The organism is Croceicoccus sp. BE223 (assembly GCF_031457155.1).
In the GTDB taxonomy this organism is placed as follows: Bacteria; Pseudomonadota; Alphaproteobacteria; order Sphingomonadales; family Sphingomonadaceae; genus Croceicoccus.
This window is the reverse complement of sequence record NZ_JAVDWB010000007.1, coordinates 55324-81476: the sequence shown is the minus strand read 5'-3', so window position 1 is coordinate 81476 and position 26153 is coordinate 55324. Positions and strand designations below refer to the sequence as shown.

21 protein-coding genes are annotated in these 26153 nt (G+C 62.0%); 8 read left to right on the top strand and 13 right to left on the bottom strand.

Annotated elements, in window-relative coordinates; genetic code table 11:
* Window positions 1–50: 50 nt before the first annotated feature.
* Both J2X37_RS14080 and J2X37_RS14075 read left to right on the top strand, forming a co-directional pair.
* Window positions 51–1442, top strand: coding sequence for an MmgE/PrpD family protein (locus J2X37_RS14080; protein ID WP_310022436.1), 1392 nt, complete (start codon window positions 51–53; stop codon window positions 1440–1442).
* 31 nt (window positions 1443–1473) lie between these two features.
* Complete coding sequence (locus J2X37_RS14075) at window positions 1474–2223, top strand: SDR family oxidoreductase (protein ID WP_310022435.1); 750 nt, start codon at window positions 1474–1476, stop codon at window positions 2221–2223.
* Window positions 2224–2304: 81 nt separating this feature from the next.
* On the opposite strand, the gene J2X37_RS14070 is transcribed toward J2X37_RS14075, so the two are convergent.
* Genes J2X37_RS14070 through J2X37_RS14060 form a run of 3 tightly spaced genes read right to left on the bottom strand, consistent with a single transcriptional unit; the run spans window position 2305 to window position 6137 of the window.
* Window positions 2305–3117: a xanthine dehydrogenase family protein subunit M gene (locus J2X37_RS14070; RefSeq protein ID WP_310022432.1), complete on the bottom strand. Its 813-nt coding sequence runs from the start codon at window positions 3115–3117 to the stop codon at window positions 2305–2307.
* A 4-nt stretch (window positions 3118–3121) separates the two neighbouring features.
* A complete protein-coding gene (locus J2X37_RS14065; RefSeq protein WP_310022430.1) occupies window positions 3122–3727 on the bottom strand; it encodes a 2Fe-2S iron-sulfur cluster-binding protein in 606 nt (201 codons plus the stop codon).
* Window positions 3728–3785: 58 nt separating this feature from the next.
* Window positions 3786–6137: a xanthine dehydrogenase family protein molybdopterin-binding subunit gene (locus J2X37_RS14060; protein ID WP_310022428.1), complete on the bottom strand. Its 2352-nt coding sequence runs from the start codon at window positions 6135–6137 to the stop codon at window positions 3786–3788.
* A gap of 249 nt (window positions 6138–6386) precedes the next feature.
* Here J2X37_RS14060 and J2X37_RS14055 point away from each other — a divergent pair, with 249 nt between their 5' ends.
* The 3 genes from J2X37_RS14055 to J2X37_RS14045 all read left to right on the top strand — a co-directional run bounded on the left by J2X37_RS14055 (window position 6387) and on the right by J2X37_RS14045 (window position 8330).
* Complete coding sequence (locus tag J2X37_RS14055; RefSeq protein ID WP_310022425.1) at window positions 6387–7127, top strand: carbon monoxide dehydrogenase subunit G; 741 nt, start codon at window positions 6387–6389, stop codon at window positions 7125–7127.
* An 11-nt stretch (window positions 7128–7138) separates the two neighbouring features.
* The gene (locus tag J2X37_RS14050; RefSeq protein ID WP_310022423.1) at window positions 7139–7879 is read left to right on the top strand and encodes an SDR family NAD(P)-dependent oxidoreductase; all 741 of its coding nucleotides are present in this window, start codon (window positions 7139–7141) and stop codon (window positions 7877–7879) included.
* A 109-nt stretch (window positions 7880–7988) separates the two neighbouring features.
* Window positions 7989–8330: a hypothetical protein gene (locus tag J2X37_RS14045; RefSeq protein WP_310022420.1), complete on the top strand. Its 342-nt coding sequence runs from the start codon at window positions 7989–7991 to the stop codon at window positions 8328–8330.
* A gap of 79 nt (window positions 8331–8409) precedes the next feature.
* Here the strand turns inward: J2X37_RS14045 and J2X37_RS14040 are convergent, their stop codons facing one another.
* The gene (locus tag J2X37_RS14040) at window positions 8410–10842 is read right to left on the bottom strand and encodes a TonB-dependent receptor (RefSeq protein WP_310022418.1); all 2433 of its coding nucleotides are present in this window, start codon (window positions 10840–10842) and stop codon (window positions 8410–8412) included.
* A 337-nt stretch (window positions 10843–11179) separates the two neighbouring features.
* On the opposite strand from J2X37_RS14040, the gene J2X37_RS14035 reads away from it, so the two are divergent.
* Entirely contained in the window at window positions 11180–12313 is a 1134-nt protein-coding gene (locus tag J2X37_RS14035) for a cytochrome P450 (RefSeq protein WP_310022415.1), read from the top strand.
* Here J2X37_RS14035 and J2X37_RS14030 read toward each other — a convergent pair.
* Together J2X37_RS14030 and J2X37_RS14025 are read right to left on the bottom strand one after the other, a co-directional pair.
* Entirely contained in the window at window positions 12291–13484 is a 1194-nt protein-coding gene (locus J2X37_RS14030; RefSeq protein WP_310022413.1) for a cytochrome P450, read from the bottom strand. The two genes, J2X37_RS14035 and J2X37_RS14030, sit on opposite strands and share 23 nt — an antisense overlap.
* 51 nt (window positions 13485–13535) lie before the next feature.
* Window positions 13536–14306 carry an SDR family oxidoreductase gene (locus J2X37_RS14025; protein WP_310022411.1) on the bottom strand — a complete coding sequence of 257 codons (771 nt, stop codon included), beginning with the start codon at window positions 14304–14306 and terminating at the stop codon, window positions 13536–13538.
* Between the two features lie 280 nt (window positions 14307–14586).
* Here J2X37_RS14025 and J2X37_RS14020 point away from each other — a divergent pair, with 280 nt between their 5' ends.
* Complete coding sequence (locus J2X37_RS14020; protein ID WP_310022409.1) at window positions 14587–15348, top strand: SDR family oxidoreductase; 762 nt, start codon at window positions 14587–14589, stop codon at window positions 15346–15348.
* A 198-nt stretch (window positions 15349–15546) separates the two neighbouring features.
* Here J2X37_RS14020 and J2X37_RS14015 read toward each other — a convergent pair whose 3' ends face one another.
* The 4 genes from J2X37_RS14015 to J2X37_RS14000 all read right to left on the bottom strand — a co-directional run bounded on the left by J2X37_RS14015 (window position 15547) and on the right by J2X37_RS14000 (window position 20560).
* Window positions 15547–16278 (bottom strand): glucose 1-dehydrogenase, encoded by a 732-nt coding sequence (locus J2X37_RS14015; RefSeq protein WP_310022406.1) that lies wholly within the window; start codon window positions 16276–16278, stop codon window positions 15547–15549.
* A 45-nt stretch (window positions 16279–16323) separates the two neighbouring features.
* The gene (locus tag J2X37_RS14010; protein ID WP_310022404.1) at window positions 16324–16722 is read right to left on the bottom strand and encodes a nuclear transport factor 2 family protein; all 399 of its coding nucleotides are present in this window, start codon (window positions 16720–16722) and stop codon (window positions 16324–16326) included.
* A 58-nt stretch (window positions 16723–16780) separates the two neighbouring features.
* Window positions 16781–17629: an SDR family NAD(P)-dependent oxidoreductase gene (locus J2X37_RS14005; RefSeq protein WP_310022402.1), complete on the bottom strand. Its 849-nt coding sequence runs from the start codon at window positions 17627–17629 to the stop codon at window positions 16781–16783.
* 381 nt (window positions 17630–18010) lie between these two features.
* The gene (locus J2X37_RS14000) at window positions 18011–20560 is read right to left on the bottom strand and encodes a TonB-dependent receptor (RefSeq protein ID WP_310022400.1); all 2550 of its coding nucleotides are present in this window, start codon (window positions 20558–20560) and stop codon (window positions 18011–18013) included.
* A gap of 1074 nt (window positions 20561–21634) precedes the next feature.
* Here J2X37_RS14000 and J2X37_RS13995 point away from each other — a divergent pair.
* Window positions 21635–22300, top strand: a complete 666-nt coding sequence (locus J2X37_RS13995; protein WP_310022398.1) for a TetR family transcriptional regulator — start codon at window positions 21635–21637, stop codon at window positions 22298–22300.
* Window positions 22301–22303: 3 nt separating this feature from the next.
* Here J2X37_RS13995 and J2X37_RS13990 read toward each other — a convergent pair whose 3' ends face one another.
* From J2X37_RS13990 to J2X37_RS13980, 3 genes are read right to left on the bottom strand one after another with little or no spacing between them, the layout of a single operon-like run.
* On the bottom strand, window positions 22304–23290 hold the full coding sequence (locus J2X37_RS13990) for a HupE/UreJ family protein (protein ID WP_310022396.1): 987 nt from the start codon (window positions 23288–23290) through the stop codon (window positions 22304–22306).
* Window positions 23287–24171 carry a peptidylprolyl isomerase gene (locus tag J2X37_RS13985; protein ID WP_310022394.1) on the bottom strand — a complete coding sequence of 295 codons (885 nt, stop codon included), beginning with the start codon at window positions 24169–24171 and terminating at the stop codon, window positions 23287–23289. Before J2X37_RS13985 ends, J2X37_RS13990 begins: the two co-directional genes overlap by 4 nt.
* Complete coding sequence (locus J2X37_RS13980) at window positions 24168–26072, bottom strand: DUF3604 domain-containing protein (RefSeq protein ID WP_310022391.1); 1905 nt, start codon at window positions 26070–26072, stop codon at window positions 24168–24170. The genes J2X37_RS13985 and J2X37_RS13980 overlap by 4 nt, the downstream gene beginning before the upstream one ends.
* Window positions 26073–26153 lie beyond the last annotated feature (81 nt).

Genomic DNA, 26153 nt, shown 5'->3' with positions numbered 1-26153 from the left:
AAGACGCCGCAGACACGGCGACCACCAGTCGGCCCTAGCGGAGAGAGAACTTGGCCCAAGCAGCAGCACCCGTCGAATTCAGCAAGACCCTGGCCGGGCGGCAGGCGGAGTGGATCGCCTCACTCACCTACGAAAGCATTCCGCAAGAGGTGCGTACCCGCGCGCGGCTGCTGCTCCTCGATTACTTGGGCGTTGCGCGGCGCGGCGCGACGCTGCCGCAGGTGGAGCCGGCGCGCGCCCTGCTGGCCGATCTCGACACCGCGCCGCAATGCGGGCTCGTCGGCGGGGGGCGGGCGACGGCCGCCTATGCCGCCTACGCCAACGCAGCTTTCGGCCATGCGCTGGAATACGACGATGCGCATTGGCTGTGCGGCCATCCCGGTGTCTGCGTCATCCCGGCGGTGCTGGCCTTGGCTGAGCGCGAGGGGATCACCGGACAGGCTCTCCTCACCGCGATCGTGGCTGGCTATCAGTCGATGGTCTGGTCGATGGGGCCGATCAATCGCCGCACGCTCGACATCGGGTGGCACGGGATGAAGGTAGGCGGCGTGTTTGGCGCGGCAGCGGGCGCGGCCAAGGTGCTGGGCCTCGACGCGCTGCAGATCGCCAACGCCCTCGCGATTGCGGGCAGCGACGCATCGGGCACGATGGAATACGACCAGTCGGGCGGCGAGGTGAAGCGTTTTCACGCCGGCATGGCCAGCCGCGCCGGCCTTGAGGCGGCAGTCCTGGCAAAAGCGGGCCTGACCGGTCCACTCACGATCTATGAAGGGCTGCGCGGCATCCACAAGCTGTTTTCAGAGCGCGATCATCTCGATCCCGAACTGTTGTGGGACGGGACTTGGCACATCATGAACACGTTCGTGAAGCTCTACCCCATGGTCGGCACGACTCATGCCGCGCTCGACGCCGTGGGCAAGGCGCTGAATGAACTCGAAGCGGGCGCAGGACCCGTCCGCGCTTACGACATCGAGACGATCGAGATCGGCATCGTCGACTGGGCGATCCCGCACGGTGCGGCGATCTTTCACCCGCACGACATGCTGAGCGCCCAGTTCAGCCTCGCCTTTGCCTGCGCGCTGCGCGTGGTTCGCGGCCAAGTTGCCATCATGGATCTTGCCGATCCCGCGATCCGGGCGGATCCGGCCATCAATGCGCTGGCCGACCGGGTGAAGCCGTCCGCGATGGAAGTGCCGGCCGGAAGCGATCCGCTATTCGGCCACGCCCGCGTTGTCCTCAAGGACGGCAGGAACGCCACTGCCCTCCAGCCCGCGCCGCGTGGCCATCCGGCCAACCCGGCCCGCGAGGAGGACATCGCGGCCAAGTTCCGCGAGGTGCTGGCCGGTCTCGTTTCCGACGACGCGATCGAGGCCGTACTGCGCGCCGGGGACGCTCTCTATACGAGCGATAGAGCTCCCGATTTCGTCCAGCTTATCAGCTGATCAATCCATCCGAAGTGGAGCAAACCAGATTATGCGTTTCAAGGACAAGGTGGCGATCGTCACCGGTGCCGGACAGGGCATCGGCGAGCATTACGCCAAGGCGCTCGCCGCCGAGGGGGCGGCAGTCGTCGTTGCCGAGATCAACGAAGATAACGCGCGCACGGTGGCCGAAGCAATCGTCGCCGAAGGGGGGCGTGCTATCCACACGCGCACCGACGTGTCGAGCGAGGACAGTTGCGCCGAATGCGTCGAGCGCACCGTGGCGGAATTCGGCGGCCTGGATTTCCTCATCAACAACGCGGCGATCTTTGCGGGCATGCGCCGCAAATCGTGGATGGAAATCGAGCTCGACTATTATCGCCGGTTCATGGCGGTGAACTTCGAAAGCGTCCTGTTGATGACGCGCGCCGCCTATCCGGCGTTGAAGGCGCGCGGCGGCGGTTCGATCGTGAACCAGTCGTCGACGGCCGCCTATTATGCGGGCAACTACTATGGCCTTGCCAAGCTGGGCGTGAACGGACTTACCATCGCGCTGGCCAAGGAGTTGGGTCCCGACAACATCCGCGTCAACGGCGTGGCACCGGGGCCGACCAATACCGAGGCGACCCGCACTTCGGTGCCCGAGGATCGCCTGAAGGGCATCATCGAGGCGCTGCCGCTGCGCCGCCTGGGCGAAACGCAGGATATCGTGAACACGGTGCTCTACCTGTGTTCCGAAGAATCGTCGTGGGTAACGGGCCAGACCTGGTCGGTCGACGGCGGTCAGCTGATGCGGCCCTGATAGCCCCTCAACCGGTAAAGAGAGTGGGCGGCGTGCCGGGCATGGCGCGCCGCCCCTTTCATGTTCGCGGGTCCCTGCCGGTCAATCGCGGCTGCGGGTCATGGCATCGAGCACCGCGCGCCGGGTCATCGTGTCGACGAGGTGGGCGCGGTATTCGGCATCGGCCTGAACGTCGCTGTTCATCTCGGTGATCGGGGTGTGGATGCCTTCCAGCGCCTCGACGCTGAACTGGCGGCTCAGCGCTTCTTCTGCCTCCAGCCATCGGTAGACGCCGCTGCGGGCCGCTCCCGTCACACCGACACGGACGATCTCGCCGAAGCGAGCGACAAAAACCCCCGCCAAGGCGAAGCGCGACGCCGGATGCCGGAATTTCTGGTAGGATGCCGCATCGGGGATCGCGAACTCCGCGCCCGTCACAAGCTCACCTTCGCCCAGCGAGGTTTCGAAAACGCCGAGGAAGAAATCGTCAGCGTCGATGTCGCCGCCCGTGGTGTTGATGGTGGCGGCCAGCGCAAGGCAGGCCGACGGGTAACACGCCGACGGATCGGCATTGGCGATCGATCCACCCATGGTGCCGCGCGAACGGACCATCGGATCGCCGATCCATCCGGCAAGGTCGGCCAGCGCGGGGATCGCCTCGCGCACGTCCTTGCTGGCGGCGACGTCGGCGTGCCGGGTCATGGCCCCGATGCGTAAGGTCTCGTATTCTACGGCGATGCCACAGAGTTCGTCGCAGTCGCGCAAGTCGACAATATTCGCTGTCTGCGCAAAACGCAGCTTCATCATGGGGAGGAGCGACTGCCCGCCGGCAAGAAAGCGCGAATCCCCCAGCTGTCTCTGAAGCGCGAGCGAACTCGTGACGTCGGAAGCGCGGTGATAGTCGAATGCGTGCATCGCCTTATTTCGCCTTTCCGCTTGCCGCGTCGTGTGCTTCGTTGGATTCGGGATCGAGTTCGGATATCTGTTCCAGCATCGACCTAGTGCTATCTACCACTCGTTCCTCGCCCTCGCGACGGACGGGCGCGCTTCCGCCGTGCGCCGCCATCGCCCTTGCCCCGGCGCGGACCGATTTGACGATGTTGTGATAGCCGGTGCAGCGGCAGATGTTGCCTTCCAGCTCCTCACGGATCTCCTCGTCGGTGAAATCCGGGCCGAGGCGTTCGACGATCTTGATCGAGGCCATGACAAAGCCCGGCGTGCAGTAGCCGCATTGCAGACCGTGGTTGGCGCGGAATGCCTCCTGCATGGGGTGCAGGTTCGCGCCGTCGGCGATCCCCTCGATGGTCGTGACCTCGCCGCCTTCGCAGGACATTGCGAGCGTTGTGCAGCTCTTGATCGGGCGGCCGTTAAGATGGACGGTGCAGGCCCCACATTGCGTGGTATCGCAACCGACATGGGTTCCGGTCAGCGAGAGTTCTTCGCGCAGGAGTTGCACCAGCAAGAGCTGTCCTGGCACCTCCCGGCTGACGGGGCGACCGTTCACGGTCAGTTTCAAAGTGGGCATCGCTTAGTTCTTTCCAAAAATTCCGGCTGTCGGGCAGCATGGGCTAGGGGCCTCGTCATCATGGCGCGTCGACCGCCGCGCGCAGTCTTGCCATGCCGCCTGCGTCCCTGATCGCCTTCCACACGCGCATCGGGGTGGCAGGCATGTCGAAATGCTCGATCCCCAGCGGCTGCAGCGCATTGCACACGGCGTTGAGTCCGGCGGGCAACGCGCCGACCGTGCCGCTTTCGCCCGCGCCCTTTATTCCCAGCGGATTGTTGGGCGAGGGGACATTGTTGGCGATGGTCCTGATGTTGGGCAGGTCCAGCGCGCGGGGCATCTGATAGTCCATGAAACTGCCGGTCTGGAGTTGGCCGTCCTCGTCATAGGCGATGAATTCGCCGAGTACCTGGCCCAGGCCCTGCGCGACGCCGCCGTGCATCTGGCCGGCCACGATCATAGGGTTGATCGCCTTGCCCACATCCTCGCAAACCACGTAGGAAACGAACTCGGTCTTTCCGGTCTCGGGGTCGATCTCCACCTCGCAGACATGGCAGGCATTCGGGAACGTGGGCCCGTCGACGCGGATCATCTGCTTGTGCGACAGGCCCGCCTCGACCCCTTCCGGCAACCGCATCGGCTGGTGGGCGAGCTGCGCCACTTCGGCAAGCGTGGCGCTGCGGTTGGTTCTGCGCGCGCTGAACGTGCCGTCGTGGAATTCGATCTCCTCGGCGTCGGCTTCCAGCAGGACCGCGGCGACCCGCTTGGCCTTGGCGATGAGCTTTTCCGCAATGGTCTGGATCAGCACGCCGCCCACCACCGCCGCGCGCGAACCCGCGCTGCCGAAGCCGGAAGGCTGCTCGTCGGTATCGCTGGGTAGGTAACGGATCTTTTCCGGCGGAACCGACAGAAATTCCGATGCCAGCTGGCGCATCGTCGTTTCCTGCCCCTGACCGTGGTTGTGAAAGCCGGTGCCGATGGTGACGGAACCATCCGCCTCGATCGTGATGGAACCCATTTCGTCCATCAGCCCCACGGCAATTTCCACCACTTGCGCCATGCCGATCCCGCGCAGCTTGCCGCGGCGCAGGGATGCGATGCGGCGCTGTTCGAACCCGTCCCAGTCACTCGCTTCCCTGGCGATGCGCAAGCCTTCGGGATAATCGCCGCTGTCATAGGTGAAGACGAAGCCGGTGTTAAAGGGGAACTGGTCAGCCGGGATCAGGTTGCGTTCGCGCAAGTCCGCCGGGTCCATGCCCAGCTTCATCGCTGCCTTGTCGACCAGTCGCTCCACCACCACCGTCGCCTCGGGCCGGCCAGCGCCGCGATAGGGGCCGATAGGCACCGTGTTGGTAAAATAGGTTTCCACCTCGGCATGAACGGCGACAAAGGTATATACGCCCGACAGGTGCCCGATATTGCCGAATGCACAGTGCATGTTGGCAAGCGTCATGTACGGGCCAAGGTTCGCCTTGCCGCGATAGCGCAGGGCAAGGAACTTCGCGTTCTCGTCGAGCGCCAGTTCGCAGTGCGCCAGATGATCCCGCGAATGGCAGTCCGAAAGGAAGCTCTCCGACCGCTCCGCGACCCAGCGGACTGGGCGCCCGAAGCGGCGGGCGGCCCACAGGACCAGCGCCAGTTCGGGGTGCGGCACGCCCTTCATGCCGAACCCGCCGCCGACATCGTGTGCCGCAACGCGGATGCGGTTGAGCGGGACCTTGAATATGCAGTTGGCCAGAAGGCCGCGGATCATGTGCGGGCTCTGCACCCCGGCGGTCAGTTCGTAGCGTCCCTCGTTTTCGTCCCAGATGCCCAGGGCGGTGCGCGGCTCCATCGACGACACGGCAACGCGGCTGACCACGATGTCGAGATCGACGACCGTCGCCGCGCCATCGAACGCAGCGTCGACCGCGGCCTTGTCGCCGAAGCTGTCACGGGTGTGGAGGTTGCCGGGACATTCCGGCCAGACCAGAGGTGCGTTGGCGGCGAAGGCGTCGGCCAGCGAAGGGACGCCAGGCAGCGGCTCGTATTCGATGGTCAGCAGTTCGGCGGCGGTCTTGGCTTCATCGACCGTTTCGGCGATGACGATGGCCACAGGTTCGCCGGCGTAACGCGCCGTGCCAAGCGCAAGCACGGGCAACGGCGGTTCCAGGCTCTCGCCGCCGCCTGGTGCTGTGCCGCGCACCATCGTCGGAAATCCGCCGAGAGCGTCCTCCGCCGCGTCCGCTCCTGTCAGAATACCCACGACCCCGGGCGAGGCCAAGGCCGCCGCCGTATCGATCGCGCCGATCCTGGCGTGGGCATGGGGAGAGCGCACGACATACATGCGGGTGGAACGCGGCGGCACGATATCGTCGGTATACCTGCCTTCGCCTCGCAAAAGGCGCGCATCTTCTGTCCTGTGCACGGATTGGCCGATGCCGAACTTCATCTGTATTCCTGTCCCATGTCGCGTTGTCGAAGCGCCGTTGTGCCAAATTTTTAAGGCTTGCGGGCATTGGCGCGCAGACGATTTCCCGTCACCTTAGGGAGTGCCATACTTAACCGGCAACGCAATCCCGCGAATTTGGCGGAACTGCGCCCTTTCAGATCAATCCGGCCAGGTACGCCGGCGTTGAACCGGCCTGTTTCCACGGTTAACCCAAGGGTCAATTTCAAAGATACGGCAAGGGATGCGCTGATGGCGTTCAAGATGGATGGTGAGTTTGTTCTGCCCGCAACGCGCGAAGAGGTGTGGGCGGGTCTGAACGATCCCGAGGTCCTTTGCCGCTGCATCCAGGGCTGCCAAAAGATGGAGCGCGTGGGCGACAACAGCTTTGCCGCCGAGGTGAAAATGAAGATCGGCCCGGTTACGTCGGTCTTCGCCGGCAAGGTAGACCTGCTCGATCTCGATCCGCCCAACGGCTATCGCATCGAGGGCAGGGGCGACGGCGGCGCGGCAGGGTTCGCCAAGGGCGGCGCAGTCGTCACGCTGGCCGATGCCGAGGGCGGTACGCGCCTGCGCTATGACGTTAATGCCGACATCGGCGGCCGTCTTGCGCAATTGGGCGGCAGGCTCATCAATGGTGTTGCCAAGCGGCAGGCCGACCAGTTCTTCATGAACTTTGCCGCGACCTTCGAGGGTGAAGCAATGGCGCCATTGGCTGCCGGCACCGCCACTGCTGCTGCCACGCCAGATGCCGTTCCCGTTGCGGCAGCGGCGCCAATCGCTGCTCCTGCGGCCGTATCGCACGTGCCCGCATACCATGCGCCCGCGCCCTTGCCGGCCGCGCCCTGGGCATGGCTGGTCGCATTGGCCGTCGCGGTGCTGGCCGGCTTCCTCCTAGGACGCAGCAACGTTGCTGACTGGGGCGTGATCGCGATGATCTTGCTGGCGCTTGTCAGCGCGGGCGCCGGCTTCACCGCCGGTCGGAATCGATAAGGATGGACAAGATGCGTTTCGCGGGAAAATCGGCAATCGTAACCGGTGCAGGCAAAGGCATCGGTGCCGCAACGGCGCGCCGCCTGGCCGCCGAGGGAGCCAATGTCGTCTGCGCAGACAGGGACGAGGCGGCGCTGACGGAGATTATGGCGACCATCTCAGGCGATGGCGGCAAAGCGTTCGCGGTGACGGCCGACGTGTCGAAGCCGGAACAGGTCGAGGCCATGGTCAGCGCTGCGATCTCGCATTTCGGCGCGCTACACCTGGCGGTCAACAACGCCGGGATCGGCCTGCCATCGGCGCCCACGGCAGAGCAGAGCCTTGAAAACTGGAACACGATGATCGCCGTCAACCTGTCGGGCGTTTTCCACGGGCTGAAGTATCAGATCCCCGCCATCCTTGCATCGGGCGGCGGTGCGATCGTCAACGTCGCCTCGATGTTCGCCCACCATGCGTTGCGCGGCCATGCGGGATATACCGCGGCGAAGTTCGGCGTAGTTGGACTGACGCGCACCGCGGCGGCGGACTATGCGGACAAGCCGATTCGGATCAACACGGTTTGTCCCGGCGTCATCGATACTCCGCTGGCGCGCAGCGGAGGGGACGATACCGATGCCGTTACCGCGATGATCCCCGTTGGCCGGCTGGGCAAGGCCGCGGAAGTGGCTGGTGTCATCGCCTTCCTGCTGTCCGACGATGCCTCGTACGTGACGGCCAGCGAATACGACGTGGACGGCGGCATTCTGCACTGAGACGCGCGCGCAATACCGATCGATGAATCTTTAACAGGATGACGGGCCGATCCGATCGTTGCCGGACCCGGCAATTCGCAACCCAAGAATGCACCACGGAGTCTGGACGATGGCAGAAGGCAACCTGACCGCCGGCACGATAGCGATCTTCGCGTTCCTGATCGTCACCCAAGTGCTGGCGGTGGCGTTCCTGCCCAGGACCGAGGCGTTCACCCATCCCACGTGGTCGGTGATCTTCGTCATCACGATGGGCCTGTCGCAATATTCGTTCGCCTGGCTGCTGCACAAGGGGGCACCGATCAGCACGCTGATCCCCATCATGGCCGCGCTCATCCCGCTGGCGCTGATCTTTGTCGGCGTGTTCGTCTACAAGGAAGCGGCGTCGCTGCTGCGCGTGGTCGTGCTTGTCGGCGCCTGCGGCCTGATTGGCTGGGCCAGCACGATGAAGTGATTGCATCCCGAGGGACGCAAAAACAGGGGCCGCGCATCGCTGCGCGGCCCCTTTTTCGTTTTGGCAGGTGCAGGGTAACTTACATGTTGGTCTGCAAACGGATCCCCACATAGCGATGGAAGTCGCGCGAGATGTTGCCGAACTGCACGCCGATGAACTGATCGGCGCTGGTTAGGTTGTTGTAGTAGTAGTGATCGGTCAGGTTGCGGCCGAAGATGGAAACCCGCCAACTGTCGTCGGGGCTGCCGAGGCCTACCGAGGCATCGAGGAAGCCTGCCTCGGGTTCGCGGAGCAAGGGATCCTGGGTGAGCGAATACTGGATCGAACTGCGCCAGTCATACCCGACGCGCGCGTAGAAGGACAGTTCGTCGTTCAGCGGTCGGTCGAGGTCGATCGAGGAAACGACCTTCCAACGCGGCGTGCCGATGGCCTGCCGGCCGACCAGCGAGATCGTTCCGTCGGCACGGCAATCGCCCACGCCCGGAGTGGCCGAGGGGCCGCAAACATAAGAGATCGGTTCCCCATCTGCGCCGGCTCCCGCATAAGTAGCGTCGTTGTAGACGACGGCAGAGCGGATGGTCAGCCCTTCGAACAGTTCGATGAAGCCGTCGACCTGGAAACCCTTGGTCTTCAGGTCGCCGGCATTGAGCAACGAGGTGAGAATCGTGCCGGGAATGACGGTCGATTGCTGGATGTTCTTGACTTTCTGGTAGTAGAGCGAAGTGTCAAGACCTGCACGGCCACCCATGAATCGCAATTTTGCGCCAATTTCAAAGGCGCCTGCGATCTCCGGCTTCAGGAGCAGTTGCTCCTGTTGCGTGATGCCGCGACCTTGCGCGACGGCCGGCCCCTTATAGCCTCGATTGTAGGAAGCATACAGGTTGACCGCATCGACCGGCATCCACTGGATGCCAGCGCGGCCCGACAAGTTGTCGTAGCTTTTCGAGTCGCTGATATCGACATCGCTGAGCTGTAAGCCCGGTCCGATCAATTCGTCACGCGACGGATCGTAACTGCTCAGCGGTACGAAATATTCCTGACCCTGGTACAACGGGCTGACTTTTTCATGCGTGTATCGCAACCCGCCGAAAAGGTTGATCGTTTCAGTCAGTTCGAAGGTCGCGTCACCGAAAACAGCCCAGGTATCATCCTTGATCTCGGAATAGGTCCGGGTGATGCTCACGGCCGCATCAGGGCTTTGTTGGCCGGTCATCGGATCGATACGGCCGATGATCACAGGAATCGAATTGTACCGCGTCTCTTCGTAATTTTGATAAAAGCCGCCCGCCACGATGTTGAGAGGGCCGAGATCGACGTTGAAGCGCAGCTCTTGTGACCAGTAATTATAGTCGAAATCAGGAACCCCGCCCGGTACTTGTACAGTTTCGATCGGGTACCCAAAAGTATTATCACCGTAGCCGCCATTGATTGCATAGCCAATCGGGCCACCATCGATGTCGATGCTGGAAACCGCGGAATAATTACGATAGCCGGTGATTGAAGTCAGCGTGACCTTCTCGCTTAGATCAGACGTGAGCTCGCCGATCAGCGAATAGGATCTGGACCTGTTGCCCGACGCATAGTTCTGGTTGATTACGTCACGACCCCGACCGAACACGTCTCCGAACACAAAGCGTTGAAAATCGCCAAACGCCCCGCTGTTGGGCAGGATGATGAAGTTCGCGCCATAGGTCGAATTCGAACGATTATAGTTGGCGGAGAAGATGAACTGGGTCGACGGCGCGAAATCGACCAACACCTTGCCCTGAGCGCCATAGGACTTCTGCCCAATGACATCGGGGCCGCTCAGGTTGTCGACGAGTGGGTCGGAGTAGCGATAGTACCCGTTCACCCGAACGGCCGCATTCGGCGAAAGCGGGGTGTTCACAGCAGCCCGTGCCAGAACTTCCTTGTCGTCGGTAAATTCGAAGAGGCCGGTCATGCCGGGCTCGTAGGTCGGGTTCTTGGAAATGATGTTGACGACACCACCGGTCGAATTCTTGCCGAAGAGCGTGCCCTGCGGTCCTGAAAGCACTTCAATTCGATCGATGTCGGCAAGATCGACGATGAATTCCGCCTGTCGGGCGACCGGCATGCCATCGATCACCACCGCGACGCTGGGCTGCAGGCCGCCTTCGTCTCCCTTCGACTGCACGCCGCGGATGGCAAGCGTCGTCGATTCCACACTGTAGCCGCCGCTGAAAGAAACCGCTGCCGAAACGCGCTGGATCGAGGCAGCATCGGTAATGCCGGCATTGACCAACGTTTCGCCCGATGCGGCCTGAACGGTCAGCGGGACCTCACTCAACCGCTGAGAGCGCCGCTGTGCCTCGACGATGATTTCGTTGGAGTTGTCCGCACGCTGAGCGGATACTTCGCTTTCGCTTGTGTTATCTTGTGCATGCGATGGAGCGACAAGTGACAGGGACAGCAGGGCTGAGCTCGCGACAAGCATGGATTTGCTCGATCGAAAAACCAACGATCTGGTGCACTTACCCTGACGAACTTTCATGTTCATCCTCTCCCTATTTTTTTGCGCTCAAGCGCCTTCGGTGCAAACCGCGGCCATCCTCGCATCACCGAGTTACTTCATTGCGAGAAGGCGTTCTTAGAGGGAAATAAGGGATTTGAGGGGCAGCTCTCTTAATTGCTATTTTTTGGCGGCTTGCGGCACAAATGCGGCGGCGGCAGCATTGCTGCCAGCCTGCAGTATTAGCAGTAAAACGAGAGAGTTTTCGATGGCGTCATCCGATCGTACAGCAATGGCCTCGTGTCCGGGCCACGTGCCTAGCGAACTTGTCTCCAGCCTGGATTGGTATGGAATGACTAATCTTGGCGCTGATCCATTCATGCATCTGGCGCAATTGCACGATGGCGAGCCCGTCGAATTCATTACGTCCAACGTGCGCAACCGGCATGGCAGTTGGCTATTGAAACGCGAGGTGGATATCCGTTCGGTAATGATGAACACCGATTGTTTCACGAGCCACGGAATTTCCGGGTTCGATCAGATCATCGAGAATTTCGACGGTTTGTTGATCCCGACCGAGGCGGACCTGCCCGAACACACCGCTTATCGCTCCTTCATGACTCCGGCCTTCGCACCGCGTCGGATCGCAGAGATGGATGAGGTCATCCGCAAGAGGGTGCGGCAGGTCATTGCGCGCGTCGGCCCACGAGGAGGCTGTGAATTCATGGCCGAGGCCGCTTATTACATGGCAATCGCACCTTGGTGCGAGATCATGGGCCTGGACTATTCCGAAGCCGATCGCTGGATCCGGTTTCCCGTCGGCATCCTTCAATATAACGACGATCGCGCCGAATTGATGGCCGAAATGATCGAAGCGGCCCGCGGACTTTACCGTGAACTGAAGGGAAGTGATCGCGAAGGCCTGCTGGCCGCTTTCGTCAACACGCCCTTCGACGGTGAGGTCCCATCCGAAGCGAGTGCGATCGGTTTCATCGTCTTCATGCTGATAGCCGGCGTTGACACGGTCGGGGCCACGCTCGGCTTTGCCATGCGCCAGATGGCAATGGACAAGGTCCTGCGCACCCGGTTGCGTTCCCATCCGGCGGATGTTGCGCCGTTCGTCGAAGAGGTGCTGCGCCGCTACCCCGTCGTTGCGACCAATCGCTATGTGAAGAAGGACGTGAAGGTGGGCAGCGTCACCATGAAGGCGGGGGATAATGTCATTCTGCCGATGTCGATGGCCAATAGCGACCCCGCCGCCAACGCCTGCCCCATGGCGTTCGACGTCGAACGCGGTCGGACGCGAACGATGACTTTCGGCGCAGGCATGCACATGTGCATCGGTTCACGCGTCGCGCGCGCCTTGCTGCAAATCGCGGTGGAGGAATGGCTGCTCGCCATTCCCGATTTTGAAATCCCGGATGACGCGCCGCTTGTCGCACGCGTAGGCGACGTGATCGCGCTGACGGCGCTGCCGCTGAGTTATCCGATTACCAGCGCAGCCACAGTTTGATCACCGCGTTGGATCGGCCCGACCGCACTTCGGGCGGGCGTGCGGGATCGATTGCAAAGTCCGGCACGAGACGAAGCCATTCCCGCAAGATGATATGCAGCTGGATGCGGGCAAAGTTCTGACCGAGGCAGCGGTGGATGCCTGCCGCAAAAGTGTAGTGCGCGCCCTTGTTCGGGCGGTCGAAGTCCACTTCCAGCGCATCCGCGAAGACCGCGTCGTCGAGATTGTAGAGCGCCGTCGGGACCATCACCAAGTCGTCCTTGCGAAACAGCGTGCCGTGGAAATCGAAGTCGCGCATTACGAGGCGCCCGGTGTTGAAGATCGCGAACCGACGCAGGAGTTCTTCGACAGCGGTGGGGATCTTTGCTGGATTCTCGACCAGTGCGCGACGATGTTCCGGATGCTCGGCGAGGAATTTCATGTGGAATCCCATCGAGGCGGTTACCGTGTCCAGCCCTCCCAGAAGCACATTGATCGCGGTGGCCCTGATTTCCTCCTCGGCAATGCCCCGGTTTCCGATACGCGCTTGCAAAAGGCGGCCGAGGAAATCGTCGGTCGGCCGTTTGCGCCGCTCTTCCAGCCTTTCTTCGATGTAGGCCAAGATATCCGCCATACCCTGTGCAAATTCGCGGGGATCGTCACTGCGCGTGACTTTGCCTGCCGGGGGCAACAAGATTTCCGCGTCCGAGATGGGCAGGCCCATGAAGACGAGGAAATTGTAGATCGGCATCACATGGCCGATCGCATCCTGAAATTCGCATTCATTGCCGGACGAAACCACGCCGCCGATAACCTCGCGTGCGAGCGACTGGGCGTCGTCGTGAAAGGCGCGCAATCGTGCCGGCGAGACCTCCGGATCGAGATGGCGGCGGAAATCCCGGTGTATGGGAAGGTCGAGCTGTCCGGGAAGGAACTGCAATTCGGCATCCCGGAAAAGCGCCACGCCCCGGCTGGAGAAATTATCGTAATCTCGGAAGATTTCGCCGATCTGCGACGCGCGCGTGGCGACCCAATGGCCCCCGTTGTGGGGGGTATAGAATGGTTCGGGGTGGCGATCCTGCCATTCCTTCCACCCGGCATGAAGGTCACCGCCTTTTGGCCTGACTGCAAAAAAGTCAAAATCGACGATACGTTCGGGGGCAATGTCGGGCAGGGGCCATGCTTGGGTCATGTAGAACTCACCGTCTGGATGACACTATGTCGGTCGATACGCTGCGCCTGTTCAGGCCAGCGCGCGGGGATGTCCCAGAAGCCAGTTGCCCCCCGTCCACGGCCAGCACTGCCCCGTCTCGAAGAACTCGTCGCGCAGCATCATGGTCACCGCGTTGGCGATATCCTGCGGGCGGCTAATCCGCCCCAAGGGCGTGAGCTTGACGAAATCGCCTACGAACGCGTCGTAATCGGCGCCATATTCTTCCAGTCCCTTGCGCAACATGTTGGTATCGTTGGTCGAAGGGATGATGGTGTTGATGCGCAGCCGCTTGGCCCGATACTCCACGGCCGCCGCCTGCACGAAGCGGTCGGCGGCACGCTTGGCGGCGGCATAGCCGGCGATGCCGGACAAGGTATCATAAGCGGAGAACGACGAGATCGCGACGATCGCGCCGCCATCGACGATCTTTTCCGCGACGGCCTGCACGAACCACACGGTGCCGAAGTAATTGATCTTTGTCATCTTCAGCAAATGGGCTTCGTCGATCTGGGCGATCGGGCAGCGATCGGACAGGCCGGCGAGATTGGCGGCAACGTGAAGCCCGCCAAACGTGTCGACGCAATGGTCGACCAGGTTGCGCACCGCCGCACGGTCGGTCACGTCGCATTCGAGCGCGCTGCCGCCGATTCTTGCCGCAAGCTTGTCGAGCGCCTCGGCGCCCAGGCCGGATACCACGACTTTCGCGCCTTGGTCCGCCAGTTTGCAGGCCACCGCCTCGCCCATGCCACCGGGCGTGGAGGCACCCATCACGAGCGCTACCTTGCCTGCAAAATCGTCCATGATGCGTTATCCTTATCGTTTTCGATCCGTCTCCGAATTGGGCTAGCATAGGGGATGAAGGCGCAAGCTCTCAACGATGCCGCGCGATCGGCCTAGATCAGTATCGATCGATGCAGTGGGTAATCTCATCACTGGTCACGCTGATGTGCGGGGGCGCGGTCGTTCCTGCCTTTTGCACGTCATTGCGCGATCGGAGTTTGCAATTTGGCGCTTGGCGGAGGGACATTAATCGCGTTCAACCTCGCAAATAAGATCGGCGCAATGGAGCAGGAGGGTCGAGGTGAAATTGAAGGGCCGCAAGGCTTTGGTTACGGGCGCGGGCCGCGGTATCGGCAGGGCCATCGCAAGACGCTTAGCCGAGGATGGCGCGATGATTGCGGTGGTGACGCGCGGCGCCGCGGCGGGTGAGGAAACCGTTCGCGACATCATCGCCCTTGGCGGCAGCGCAGAACTGATCTGCTCCGATCTCAACAGCGAGGCGGCAGCGCAGGATGCGATGGCGCGAGCGATCGGCGCATTGGGCGGCCTCGACATTCTGGTCCATAACGCCGGAGTTGCCGAAGCGCGTGCGCTGGGAGAATCCGGGGGAGCGTTCTTCGACACCATGACCGCGGTCAATTTCCAGGCCGCGCTCTGGCTGACAGAGGCGGCGCTGCCTGCCTTGCGGGCAAGCGGGCACGGGCGGGCCTTGTTCACTTCATCGATTACCGGGCCAAAGATGGCGATTGCCGGATTTGCGGCTTACGGCTCGACGAAGGCCGGTCTCAACGGCTTCATCCGGATGGCTGCGGCAGAACTCGCCGGTCATGGCATCACGGTGAACGGCGTTGAACCGGGCGCGACTTTGACCGACGCGTTGACGTCGGCAATGGGCGATGCGGCGGACGCTTTCGGACGCAGCATGCCGCTGGGCCGATTGACCCGGCCCGAAGACGTGGCGGCCGCAATGGCCTTCCTTGCCTCCGATGATGCCGCGATGATTACCGGAGCAACGATCGCCGTCGACGCCGGACAGGGGCTGGGTATGCAATCGCTCGGCTAGCATGCGGGCATCGGTGGAAAGCGGGAATGGGTCGGCCCGCTTTCCACCGAACGCGGTCTTGCCCGTTTTTGGCGGGAAGGCGAACTGTCGGCAGGTGGCTGGTTCAGGGACACGGCGCCGCGCCGTGTCGTGAGGGAAGGGCACCACAAGTCTGCCGTCAATGGCGGCTGCAACCTCCCCGCACGCGAACGCGGCGCCCTAAGCGTTCAGACCGCCGTCCAGGATCAATTCGGCACCCGTCATGTAGGATGATTGATCGGATGCCAGGAACAGCACCGCCTGAGCGATTTCGGACGTGGTGCCGAAGCGCTTCATTGGAACGCTCTGCCGCGCCGCGTCGATCAGGTCCTGGCCGGCAGCCTGCCGCAACATCTCTGTTTCCACGCCGCCCGGCATCACGCAGTTGACGCGAATGTTCTTCGCGACAAGATCGAAAGCGGCGTATCGGCTAAGCCCGCGAAGGCCCCATTTGCTGGTGCCGTAGCCGACATAGGACGGCAAGCCGCGCACTGCCGCGGTCGACGCGATATTGATGATCGAGCCGCCTTCCTCGGCCATGATCGGGACAACGGCCTGCATGCCGAAAAGCGCGCCCATGACATGGATGTCAAAGTAGCGACGCATCGCTTCCGGCGAGATCGTCTCGGTCGCTTCATAGCCGGTGATCCCGGCATTGTTGACGAGGATGTCGACCTTGCCGAAATGCTCTTTCGCCAAACCGGCGACGTCCGCCCAATCCTTTTCGCTTGCGACGTCATGGCGCCGGAATATGCAGTCAGGGCCGAGCTGTTCTGCCGTGGCCGCACCGTCTTCATTGATATCGGTGATGACCACGCGCGCGCCTTCCGCGATGAAAAGCCGGGCCTCTTCCGCTCCCTGCCCACGCGCGGCTCCGGTGATGATCGCGACCTTGCCAGCAAGAATATTCATGGTGAACCTTTCCGGTGTGACCGTTTCGTCGGCCGCGCCTGCCGCTCAGGACCGCCCCTCCATCAGCGCGATGTAAGTGGCGGAATCGAAGTATTCGCGCCCCTCGACGATCAGCCCGTCCTTGACGCGATAGATGAAGAGGTAGCGGTTGTCGTAACTGCCGCCCCGCCTGGTCTTCGCGTGGCTGGTGACTTCGGCCACGACATGCTCGCCCTGCGCAATGATCAGGCCGACGGTGGTCTGCAACGGTTCGGCCAGTTCTGCGAAAACTTCCGCGGCCACTGCCGCCAGGCCCGCCCGGTCAACTGTGGCGCCATATGGGGCCGCGGCGACGATCTGGTATTCGACATCGGGACTGAAGCGGGCGAACGCCTGCTCGTGCCTGCCTGCGTTGAGATCATCGAAAAAATCAAGGATGGTCTGGCGTGCGTCCGTATGGCTCATGTCTTCTCCCGGCGGGTGCATCATCGTTATCAATGGTCTTGCGGCTTTTACTGCCGCATCAATCCGGGAGCGCGTAGTCCGGAAACTGCCGCCCGATCGCCTCGCGTGCCTGGCGATACCGTTCGGCGACGAGCTCGATGTCTTCAGGGTGGGTAAAGATGAAGAACTCTTCATTCTCCACGCCGGCCACAGTCATCCGTCCGACAAGATCGGGGTCGAGGCCATGTTCTTGCAAGAACTGTGCATTAGCCTCGTTTCCACGCTCAGGACCGCCGAACTTGTCGGGTCGCGACCGGCGGCAATCCCACACTTGCGTATTAACCGCGCCGGGGCATAGCGCACTGAATCCGATCTTATCGCCATATTGCCGCTGCATTGCCGCCATGTATCCAAGCGAAGCATGCTTTGAGGCGACGTAGCCTGCCACGTTCGGGTGGGGCGCGCCCAGCGCGTTATGCGATGAGGTTGTGCAGATCCATCCCTTGCGGCCGGCTTCGATCATGCGGCGGGCAAACACACGCGTGCCGTTCATGACCCCGAAGAGGTTGACGTCGAACTGCCAACGCGCTTCTGCCTCGCCTTCGGCAAGCGGATCGCCATCGGCTGCGACCCCGGCATTGTTGAAAAGGAGGTCAACGGGGCCCACCGCGTTCCACGCGAAATCCGCGAGTTGCTCCATGGATGCCTCGGTCGAAACGTCGCAAGCAACAGAAACGGCCCGAACGCCCGAAGCGGCCAAATTGGCCGCAACCTTTTCGGCGGCCCCCGCGTCGATATCCGCGATCACGATGGCCCCGGCCTTGGCGGCGGCGAGGGCTCTGACGATACCAAGGCCGATTCCGCTGGCCCCACCGGTAACGACAGCCGTCTTGCCTTCGATTTTCATTATCTCGATCTCTCCAGACATTCTCTACCAACCTGCGCAAAGGCTGGTTCCGGTCACCGTACGCCTCTTAGCGTTAGTGCTATTACAAAAGCCTAGACCGCTCTCGGGGGGTTGCAATTGCCTGGCAGAATGATTGTTTCGGTAGATAGGGGATTGCTACCTAGACCGTGCAAGTTGGTTGAAACTCGCATAGGCGGATCTAGCACGCCGGTTGGCAGAAGACGGAAGCGCCGGTAGCTTAGTGGACATATTGATGCCCGCCATAACCGTCTCGTATTTCGGGAAACGTCCCTCGGCAGCCACTTTTAATCAGATGAACCAGGCAGTGGGGACGATGTATGCTTTACTTACGAATTTGGGCAGGGGACCCGACTGCGTCGCATCCCCTGCCAAGTCGATCGATTAAAACTTAAAGCGAGCGCCTGCTCCGAAATAAGCTTGGGCATTGCGAGGTACTCTGACGATGTGACGACCGAGAACGCCAGTCACCGAAAAAGCATCGTTCACATAGAATTGATCTAGAACGTTTTTGCCAAAAATGAAAACTTCGTAACGCTCGTCAATGTCACGAATGCCGAGAGTAAGATCAAGGATTCCGTATGATTTCTGAACTGTCAGATCGTCCTGGTTCAGTTGAAACTGAACTTTGTCCTTCCATGAATAATTCACGAGACCATAGAAATTAAACGGCAATCCATTCGTAGGTATTGTGAAAGAGGCGTAGGTATTGAACGCCCACTTTGGCGTGTTGGTCGCGGGGAACCCGGAAACATCTTGCGTTTCTGGAGTACCGTCATTGTTGGCATCAATATTACAGTTCTGCGCCAATTCGTTACCCAGGAATCGTTGATCGGCAAAGCAAGCCTGCAACAGATTCTCGATTGTCGCATCCAGATATACGACCGAACTGCCAACCACGATATCATTCGTAACCGCCGCCGAAAGATCGAGTTCAAATCCCTTGATATCTAGGTCGCCGGCGTTGAGCGTTGTCGTATTCACCGTGCCCGGCACAAGTGCCGAGGCCTGAAGATTTGTGACATCGATCTTGAATGCTGCGCCGTTGAGCCGGACGCGACGATCGAGAAGCTCGGACTTGAACCCGACTTCGTAGTTGTCTGCCTGGGTGGGGGCGAGGAAACTCAGATCGTCGGTATAACTGATCGGCGCTGCGGGCCCGACCTGTCCACGACTTACCGTTCCGTAGACCGAAAACGTGTCTGAAATTTCGTAGGACGCGCCAACGCGATAGGAGATGAAATCTTCCTTTGCGCTCGCTTCGCCTTGTACTAGAGGGCGTTCGAAAATGCCGGAAGTATCGAGGACACCTGTTGCCGGGTCGTACCGGGCATCGAGCTGCGCTAGACTGAACAGTGCGAACTGGTTGCGGTTGGTCAGCGTCTTGGAAATCTTCTCTGACGTCCAACGGATTCCGCCGAAGACATCGAGACTGTCCGTCACGTGGAAGGTTACGTCGCCAAACGCAGCAAACGTTTCTACGCTATAGCTGTTATCCTGAATATTGGCATTCAGGATATACTCGTCGTTTGGTGTTGCTGTGCCGCCGAAGTTAGCTCCGTTCCCGAAAGCCGGATTAAAATAGTCTGCAAGCAGGAGAGGAGTTGCATTGATGAGATATTCATCGAACGTTTGATAGAAGCCCCCTGCCGTCCAGTCAAAGCGGTCATGGGATCCCTCAAATCGCAATTCCTGCATGAAATAGTCAGAATCGACCTGACGAGCCGGATCCTCGCTCGTTCCGCCGGCAAGAACGACGGGGCTCTGCGAGATGGTCGTGCTGATGACAGGATAAATCAGCCCACTTGGGCCGAATAAATAATTGTCAGGCGCAGCTGGAGTACCATCGACGTCCGGCCCGGAATCGTCGCTGAACGTACGATATGCCGTGATCGACTTCAATTGGATATCGTCATTCAGTTCCACCGTCAGATCGGCGGAAAAACCGTACGCGATATTCTGGTTGTTGGCAGGCGTATTGGTCGACGTTGCAAACGGATCATCGAGGATTTTCTGACCCAGTGCAAGGTCTCCGTTGCCGAGCGCATAAACCCGCAAGCCAGCCGCAGCATCGACGTTAATGCCGCGAAGGAGGTCGGCACGGTCAGTACCATCGACACGCAGCGCGATGCCCGGCGTGAAGCTATGATCGCGCTTGCTATAATCGCCATTCAACATCAGGTTGACACCGTCGGAAATGTCGAATTCCAGCTTCCCGGACACGGCGACGGTCTTAAGAGCGGCGAGATCCGGGCCGGTGTAATTCTTGATGAATCCAGATCGGTCCGAGTAGACGCCTGCGAGACGATACCGGACATCTTCCGAAATCGGTCCGCTGAGAACACCTCGGATGGTATATTCTTCGTCAGAAGTCGCCGTGGCTTCGACTTCACCCTCGAAATCCCTGGTCGGGCGATTTCGGGTGATGTTGATTGCGCCACCGGTCGAGTTCCGACCGAAGAGCGTTCCCTGAGGGCCGCGCAGAACTTCGATGCGCTGCACATCGCCCACGTCGGTCACGAATTCGCCTGCACGAGCGAGCGGGACACCGTCAATGACCAGCGAAACGCTCGGCTGAATGCCGCCGGTGAATGCGTATGAGCCGACGCCGCGGATATTGAAATTCGTCGCGCCAGGCGTGAAGCCGGCCTGGAAGTTGACCGATGGAGAGATTGTGCTGATCTGGTCGATTTCCGAGAATTGCGATTTTTCCAGGAGATCTTCGCCTATTGCGGCGACGGAAATCGGAACGTCCTGAAGGTTCTGCTCGCGCTTTTGCGCAGTCACAACGATGACATCCAGGCCACCCTCGGCGGAAGCTTCGGGAGAACCTGCATCACCTTGCGGGGTTTCCGAAACCTGGGCGAGAGCGGGGCTGGCCAATGCTATGGCCGCAAGCGACGCTCCCATCAAAAGTGATTTTACCATCATCATGACCTTCCTCCCGTTGTTATGTGACGCCGCGGTCGCCTTGAGCGTTCAGCGGCGGACCGACATGTCGTAGTGATAGGAGATGGGATCATCGTCTGACTATCATCCAGGTTTGCCGATTGCGGGATAGATCTCCCGAACGCAGCGGAAGTCCGCAGATTCAGGGTTGCATCGTTCAGTAATCGGTATTGAAGGTGCCTCCAGCAAGTCTGCGAGTGATCGGCGCGATGAACACCTTCTGCCCGTTATCGTGGGAGGTCCAGCAGGAGTCCGAGCACTCCTGCTGGGTTCAGCGCTACGAGCGCGGCGGCTGCTTTTTCGCCACTTCCGGGAGGCACGCGGCCGGCGCGGCAAGATGCCGGCGAAAATAAAAAGCGAAATGACCTTCGTCCATAGCGGCCGACAAAAATCGCCTCGATCCATAGCGATCGGCAAAATGAGGTGCGTCCATGACCTCGAAAGCGCGCTCAGGCCGGCTGGGAGGCCCGTCAGGGCTCGGTACGGCTCCGGGAGGGGCTGGGGGCAGCCAGAATGACGGTCAGCAGGGCCTCACGGGGTTCCTAAGAGGCCGCGATTCGAGCCTGAAAAGGCCCGATTTGCCCAAAAAACGCCGAAAAAGGCCGTCTCTAGCCGATTTTTCAACGATTTAGAGGCTCACCGCCATTCTGAATATCTTCCAATTTGCGATTCTTTCGCAAGTTAAGATCGGTGGGACAGTTTCACGAGTCAGTGGGGTGGATGCCGGCGTTTTCCCTCATAATTTATAGATTTATGGGGTTATGCAGAGCTTGCGCGCTCGACCCGCCATTTGACCTACATCCGGGAACTCGCGTCTGGATGTCGTTGTACGGAATCGTCGAGGGCATCGGATACGAGTTGAACTTCAGGGATCGGGACAGGTTTCAGGCCCGTGATCGCTTGTCGCAGTTCTAGTGGATTGGTCGCGTCAGAGATCGAGGTCAGGGTCAGCGTTGGTGGTGATCGCCAACATCCGAACCCATGGGATGACAAGGCTGGACACCTGATCGCAGCACCCTGCTTGTTGGCGGGGTGCGACGGGCTTACTGCATCCTGATGATGCCTCGACAACCTATCTCCGAGCCGGAAAGTGCCACTGAGCTGGTCGATCACGCGAAAGCCAAGTTGCTGGCCACTGCCGAAGCTCTTTTTGCCCGGCAATCGATCGATTCCGTTTCCTTGCGGGAAATTGCGCAAAGGGCCGGGCACCGCAACGTGGCCGCGGTGCAGTACCACTTCGGCGACCGGTTGGGTCTTCTGCACGCGCTTTTCGAGTGGAGGGTCATCCAGATGGAAGCGCCGCGGGGCAGGATGCTGGCCGAACTGGATGCCAACGGGATGTCCGACGATCTGGGCGGCCTCCTCCGCGCGATTTGCGAACCGATCCTCGATCTGGTCGACGATGAAGGGGTGCACACTTACGCGGCCTTCATGTGCCAGTACCTGACCCAGCTGCGCCCGTCGGGTATTCTGCATGCCTACGATCTCCAGCCCGTCAGGACGGCCAATCTCCACCTCCTGCAGGAACGCGTGCTGGGGATCATCGGCGGCAACGACATCATCGACGGCGATCAGCGCCTGGGCCTTGCCTACCTGATGGTCATGAACGCCATCGTTTTTGCCGATACGGAAAAACTGCCCATCAAGGATCCCGCCAGGTTCCGCGCGCGATTCGACGAGGCGGTGCGCATGGCTGCGGCGGCGCTGGCCGCCTCGATGGATTGAGGCTCAGGCCAGGATCGCGAAGCTGCGTTCCCAGAACCAGAACGAAGCGGCGATGCCGATCGTGCTGATTGCGGCAATGCGCAGATGCGGAACGGGCCCGGCCTCGGCGCGGGCGGCAAGCCGGCGCGTGGCGACGATGGCGCCGAACACCAGCAGCACGAAGGCCGTCTGGCCGATTTCTACGCCGAGATTGAAGCCGACGAGGGAGAGCGTCATCGAGGTCCGGGCCAGACCGATCTCGGCCAGCGCCCCGGCAAAGCCCAATCCGTGCAGGGTGCCGAACCCTGCGGCGACGAGCGCGGGGTGCCGCGAGAGCAGGGTGTCCGCCTGCCCGCGCGCCAGTTCCACGGCGACGAAGACGATGCTGAGCGCGATCAGCGCCTCCACCGCCGCCGCATCGACATGGACCATCCCGAGCGTGGCAAGGGTGATCGTCAGGGCGTGGCCCGCCGTGAACCCGGTGACGGTCGTGATCGTCCGCCGCAGGGTCCCTGCGACCAGCACGAGCAGAACCAGAAACAGCAGGTGATCTGCGCCGAGCGCGATGTGTTCGACGCCGATGCCGACGTACGACGCGATCACGCCCCACGGCGTTTCCGCCTGCGGCAGGTCGAGACGGGTCGAACCTGGTGGGGACACGGCCGCATGCATGGTCCCGTCGATCATCTCGGTCCGCAGCAGCAAGGCCGATGCGGGAACGGCCTCGGGATAAGCGAGCACGATCGCGGCCGGGCGCACGTCTTGCGGGCAGGCGAATAATGTCGTCGTATTGCCCTCGCGCAGAAGACGGCACGGCGGACCGAGCGAGACTGTCGGCGCGGCAGAGGGCTCGATGTTCGCCGGGAGCCGGGTCTTCAAGGCGAAGTGACCGGGCGTCAGTTCGCGCAGGTCGATGACGATCGGCAGGTTCTCATGCGCCAGAGCCGGCACTGCGGTGAGAGCACAGCAAAGCGCCAGCACGGCACGCATTAGGCCGCGCAAGGCGCTCATCGCGCTTCCGGTAAGGGCAGCACGTCGACATCGACGGCGGTGCGGTAACGCCCGATCACGCCTTCCACCGCGCGTTCGAGCTCGGCGTTCTGCCTCGCCCGCTGCCAGTCGTCGAGCACGGCGGGTCGCGCATCCTGGAACGGGGTGGTGCGGGCCGCCGAGCGCGCGGAAACCCGGACGAGATGATACCCGGCATCGGACGCGACCGGGCCTTCCCATCGATCGGGCGCGACCGGCAGCTGCTCCAGTGCCTTGCGGAAACCTTCGCCAAGCTGGGCCTCGATCGCCGACGGGCCGGCGTTGCGGTAGCTGCGCTGGTAGGCGAAGCGGTCGCCGCCGGCGCGCCAGTCCGTGACGCCGGCGCGCAGGGCAGCTTGCGCGTCGGCCCGTGCCTGCGCGCCGCCGCGGCGTTCGCTGCCGAAGAAGATGTGATCGAAGCTTGTCTCGACCGGTCGGCGGTAGTTGCCCGCATGGGCGGCGTAGAAACGGCGGAGCACCGCGTCGCCGGGGTCGCTCGCGACGTCCGGGCGCAGGGCGAAGCGGATCGATTGCCCGAGCCGTCGGCGGATGACGAGATCGCCGTCCTCCAGCCCCCAGTCGCGCGCCTCGCGGTAGAGTGCCTGTTCCTCGACGTAGGAGCGGACCAGCGCTCGCCTCTGTTCCTCGTTCAGCCGATCCAGCGTCGGGGTGCCCCCGCCGGCACGCGCCAGCGGTGCCAGGCTCTCGCCGCCGCCCGCGGCGAGGTAGCTTTCAAGTTCGGCGCGGGTCACGCGTATCGTACGCTCGTTGTCGGCGTAGGGCCGCACCAGTCCGGCGGCGGCGAACAGCAGCGCGCCGATGCCGAGGAACTGGAACAACGGATCGATGCGGCGCCGGTTCACGGGTTGTACCAGATCGGTGAGCTGTAGGCCCGGTCCTGTACCACACGGCGCACGTTGCCGGGCATCGTCACACCGAAGTATTTCTCGTCATAGGCGGTCCATCGCGGGCGCGGAATCTCGATAACGCGGACGTAGTAGAACGCGGGTTGCCCGGCGTCGAAGTCGGGGTCCTGCCACCATGTCGCCAGTTCGGGCGCGCCGATGGCGTTGGTGAAACTCGCCTGCTTGAGGTTCACGGTAGAGCCGACGGGCGGCGCCTTGCCGTTGCTGCCGACCTTGCGGCCGTTCGACAGCGCCACGTCGTAAACCTTTTCGTGCGTCTGTCCCTTGTTGTCGAGCCACCCCTTCACGACCTGCACGCGGTCGAGATAGGCGCCGTCGGGATCGCGCACCGCGTGAACCAGAAACGATGGCGCCCGCCGCCCTTCGGTGCGGCCCAGGTCTCCGCCCATCGGCACGCCGTGGCGGTATCCGAAACGCGCATAGTCCGGCCGGTCAATGTCGTCCCTGGCAAAGTCCCACCCGCCGAAGAAGCGCAGGCGGATGCGCGATCCGGTCGTGGCGTAGGTCTCGCGCCGCATCAGCGCCTCGAAGATCGCCTTGCGCGTGTTCTCCGGCGCCCAGACCCCGGCGAGGCCCGCCGCGCCCAGTTCCCAACTTTCCTGCAGGATCGCGGACATCTTCTCCTTCCATCGGGCACCCGAGGGTTCGGATTCCAGGAACTTGCCCCAGAAGTTGTCCTCCTCGGTCGTGGAAAGCCCGGTGTGCATGTCGGTGCTGCCGATCATGCCGAACTTGAACGGATTGACGCCCAGCTTGCGTTCGAGCAGCAGGCCGTTGCGCAACCCGCTCCGGGCATATTCGTATTCGAGCATCCACGGCTGCTTCCTGGCCGACAACGTGATGTTGCCTTGGTCCCAGGTCTCGAAGTCGGCGAACTCGTCCTCCGGCGAAAGGCTGGGATGGGTTTCCCCGTCGCCCTTCACTTGCGTGACCTCGTAGACCGGCTCCCACCGGCTGCGCATCTCGGCATATTTCGCGTTCAGCGGCTGTCCGTTTTCGCGGTTGGGCGAGAACATCCGCCCGTTCGAAACGTTGCCGTTGTGCGCGATGGCGAGCGCGACAACACCCTTGGCCTCATAACCGGCCAGCGCCTTCCACAGGTCTTCAGGATCGACGCTGTCCTGCGCGGTGAAGGGCCGCACCTTCTTTGCGTCGGCCGCGCCGTCGCGAAGAAGGACCACGCGGTGCAGGTTGTCGCCCGATATCATCGAGGTCCATTCGTAGCCGATCAGCGCGGTGAAGCGCCCCGGCTCGTTGTTCGCATCGGCCCGGTCCGCCACTTCGCCCCAGATCGTGCGGTCGAGCGCCTCCGGTGTGCGGAACGCGGCATCACTGGACTGGATCGCATCGGCGAAGGCCTTGCCCAGCGAGATGCGATCGCTCGAGGCGAGATAGCCGCCCCACTCCTTCGCCAGGTCCCAGCCGTCAAGCACCGGGTCCTTCGCATCGATGCGCGGAAAGACACCGAGGTATTCCGCGTGGTCGGTCACCGCGAGGAAATCGAGCGGACGACGCAGCCGCACCATCATCCCGTTGTCCGCCTCCACCGCCTCTCCCCTGGCGAACCGGAAGGCCTCGTCCGGGCTCACCGCGCGGGTACCGTTCAGATAGGCGTCGGGAGACTGGTTGGTGTGAAGGTGCAGGTCGCCCCAGTAGAGGTTGTTCTCGTCCGGTTCGCGCAAGGGCGGCGCATAGGGTTCGGACACGCTCGCGGCGGACTGCGCGGATGCCGGCGGGGCCTTCACCGTTTCCGCCGCGCCGGCCATCTGAAAGGCCAGTCCGCCCGCGGCCATGACGGCTACGCCGGCCAGTGCGGTCATGCGGTATTGTCTCGTCATCGTCCTCTCCTGCATCTTTTTGCTACGGCCGCAGCGCCAGAGCGGGAGAGCCCTCTGCGCCGCGGCCGTGCCCTTCAAGTC